General features: G+C 29.9%; 2 protein-coding genes. Both read right to left on the bottom strand.

The window, feature by feature from the left end:
• Positions 1-184 precede the first annotated feature (184 nt).
• Entirely contained in the window at positions 185-1,183 is a 999-nt protein-coding gene (locus AC23L6_RS13260) for a hypothetical protein (protein ID WP_487562953.1), read from the bottom strand.
• A gap of 850 nt (positions 1,184-2,033) precedes the next feature.
• A complete protein-coding gene (locus AC23L6_RS13255) occupies positions 2,034-3,677 on the bottom strand; it encodes an SNIPE associated domain-containing protein (protein WP_487562954.1) in 1,644 nt (547 codons plus the stop codon).
• Positions 3,678-3,805: the final 128 nt, after the last annotated feature.

The following is a 3,805-nucleotide window of genomic DNA, read 5'->3' as shown; positions in this document are numbered from 1 at the left end:
ACCTCCTGTGAAGTAGAAAAGAAATCAAAATGAGGTTTTTTCACAGCCTGACGTTCCGGCGCTTGGCGAGGTTGCGAGCTTCGGAACCGATTGTTTTCTGTTAAAGATAAAATTTCTTGCGAAATGTATACGTGAATTTACTACAAAATTCGCAATCTTGCCAAACGCCTGTTACAAGCAGTTTTTATTTTTTAACATAAACACCGACTTCATGGTCAATTTTAATCAAAGAATAATCAGAGTTTATTTTATTTAACTCATTTGCATCTTCAATTGGGTAAAATGTTTCCAATCTATGAAATTGAATATTTCCATTGCCCTTTTCTTGTTTTGTTCGCCGCTTAATCCAAATTTGGTATGGTTTTTCATTAAAGGTAAATGCAATTTTTTCAATATCATTTTGGGTTAAAAGATTTGTTCGGTCTATACGTGTTAATATATCTTCTAGTCTTAAATGAAGTTTGTCGGGATAAAAATCTTCTATATGATAAGATTTTTGATTATTCATTTTAATCATTTGTGCATAATGTCTATTAACAATATGAATTATAGAATGGGCATCTATTTCAACATTTTTAGACAAAAAATTAAATTTAACACTTTGTTCTCCAATGTCTTCAAACAATTCTTTGACAAGCAGATAAATGAATTTTGAATGTAAAATTAATTTATCCTTTTGGAAATAATAGTTTTCCTTTTGCCTTCTAAAAAGTAGTTTTCCAGATTTTTTCTTGTGTTCTTTTAGTTCATTTCTTGCCTCAGAAGCTAGAATTTGTAGAGTTTGTTCTGAGTGGTTTGTCTTTTCAATTTCCTTTTCCCACTTATCTGTAACTTTTTGGAGGTATTTAAAATCCATTAATTTTTCATTATGTGGAACTTCATATACTTTCCCTTTATGAGGTTTGTAAAAAACATCTGATTTTAAAGCCGAAGAAAAATATACCAAATACAGACTTTTAAATAGAAAATTATCACAAGCTATAAAATCTTTTAGATTTCCCTCATTTTCATAATCACTTAATTTTAGGCATAAACAAAAGAAGTTTTTTTCTCTTTCCAAAAGACTTACATTTTGTTTAGCTTTTTCTTTTAAATCTTCGAAAATTTTTCTAGTTCTGATTTGGTGTTCTTCTGAGAAATCTTTGAAATCTAAGTCCTCATTATCATAATGTTTTTTTACCATTTCGTTGTTCTAAAATTGCTTGTAACGTTCCGCCGCTTCTCGTCAGTTGCGAACTTCGGAACGAATTATTTTCTGTTAAAGATAAAAATTCTTGCGAAACGTGAACGTGAACTTACCACAAAATTCGCAATTGCGAGAAACGGCTGTTAACAGGCGGTTTTTATATTACCTTGAGCACGCAAACTTTGCCAGTTTCAATTTCGGATTCTACTTTTCACTTTCTATTTTCTGCTTATTTTCTGAGAAAGATTTCTACGCAAACATTTCTTTTCTACTTTGAGTTTTTTTGAAAATACTTTCTTCTAAACTTTGGAGTAATAAATGTTATGAGCAAAAATATATAAAGTAATAATGGAATAATTCCCAGTAAAATATTCCACATCTTGTTTGTTTTCAAATGCAAAGAATGCAATATTGAATCTAAAAATAAAAAAGGATTTATTCCCCAAGCATTTGACGGCGCAACATTAAAATTTAAGAATATTGAGGCGATTGCACTTACCAAAAATATCAGCCCAAAACTCCACGTCAATTTGTTTTTAATATTCAAGATAACTATTAGTAAACCAATTACTAACATAGAACTTCTACTAATCGGACCATCTGTTAACAACCAAAAAATAATTTTTAAGATAAAACTTAACGTGAGAATGAAAGTCAGAATTTTGGTTGTCATCTTTTAAAGTTTGGTGGTCGAAAACTGCCTGTTAACGTTTTGCCGCTTGGCGAAGTGGCGGATTTAGAAGCACTTACTTTCATTTTAGCACTAATGTTCATTTGAAAACCAAATGTTCAATTTAGCACTGAACCCGCCATTTTGCCAAACGGCTGTTAGCTGTTGTAGTTCTTGTTAAATTTCTATTTCCTCGTCAGTTTCAGCAATAATTTCTTCTGCTTTTTGTTGGAATTTTTCCCATTCAATTTGTTTCTGCTTATCTTTTGAAATTGCTTCTTCAATAGCCAAACTTTCTCTATAATGTAAAGCTTCTGCTGTCATTGTCCATTTAGCATTTATTTCCATTTTGTCAACTTCCGCTTTTATGTCAGAAAGATTAACTTTAAAGAATTCTTTTCTAGGATTTACTTTATTCATCTGCATCAACATAAATTTTTTGTGAAGTTCTCTTTCCAATTTTGGAGCGTCATCACTAAAAATCATTGAATGTACATCAAATTCAAAAGGAACACTTGCATCACCTAATTCTTTAATTCTATCCAAAGGTTCTAATCTTCTTGTCATTCCGATTTTGAATACGTTTTCTCCAAATGAGCCAATATTAGAAATTACATAAACATTGCCAGATTTTGTTTGTTGAGCCATTGAAATTGCTCTTTGGTTTTTATCTTCTGCAATTTTCAGTTTTTCTTCTAATTCCCTTAATTTTTCTTCAAATTTAGACTTCTGCTCATCGTTTGCTTGGGAAACTTGTTTCTGTGCTTTTTCTATTAATTTTTTAAGTGTTTCTTCTTCTTTTTGAGCTTCACGTATAGCTTTTTCATATTCTCTTCTGGCTTTTTCTTCTTCACGAATTTGTTCTTTAATTCTTCTTTGCTCTTCTTGCTCTTGCCATTTCAATTCTTGTGTAATTACGGCCCATTTTAATTCATCAATTCTTGCATTTAGATATTCTTCTGTAATTACTGCATTTCTGAATGCTTTACCGTTATTGTTTACGACTTGATAAGCATCTTTTATTTTTTGTTCCAAAGTACCGTAGTTGTCTTTTTTTACTTTTGACAAAATACTGTCAACTTTACCATTAAAAGCATCTAAAATAAAATTAATTGCAATTTCTTTTCTATTCGTTTCCACATAATCGCATTTTGCAGAAGTTCCGTTATTAATCATTAATCTAGTTTTTTCTCTAGAAAATTTTAATTTTTCTCCTGCTTCTGTGTGCCCAAATTCTTCGGCTAAATCGTCAAGTAAACTGAAAGTAGGAATTAAATATTTATCTCCGTAACCTTCAATTATATTTTTCATTGCTTTCGCAGTTTTTTCAAGTTCTTTTGAATTCTGCATTGCCTTATATGCATCGCCTGCAATTTCTTTAGCTTTTATTTCAGCTTGTTCAATTACTAATTTTGCTTCTGATGTTGCATTATTTAATAAACTTATTGCATTTTGTTTGAAATTTGTTGCGTCTACATTAGCTTTTGATTTAATAGAACTAGCTTCTAAAACTGCGTTTTCCAATTCTTTTTTTGCGTTTTCTAATATTTCACTAGCTTCTAGATTTGCTTTAAATAAAATATCTTTTGCTTTTTGTTCTGTATCAACTATTCCTTGATACTTTTTTAAAGCATTGTTATTATCTTCTAAACTTTCAATTTTTTGATTAAGATTTTCTCTTTCTTGTTCAAAACTTTTAATTTTTGCGTTTAAACTATTTATGATGTTTTGTAAATCATTTATAGTTTTTTGAAATTTGTTTTTGTTAGAGATTAACACAATTATTAAGATAATAACTGCAATCAAAAGAATAAAAGTCATATAATTATTTTTTAAAGGTTTGTTTTTCTACAACGCTCGGATACTATAACAGCTAACGTTTTGCCGCTTTGCGAAGGCGGGGATTTTCAGCACTAAACTTCATTAGATGCACAAAGCTTGAATTTAGC

The sequence above is a fragment of the Flavobacterium sp. R1_16 genome, assembly GCF_057652095.1.
The sequence above is the reverse complement of the archived record's forward strand: the minus strand, read 5'-3'. Positions and strand labels throughout refer to the sequence as shown.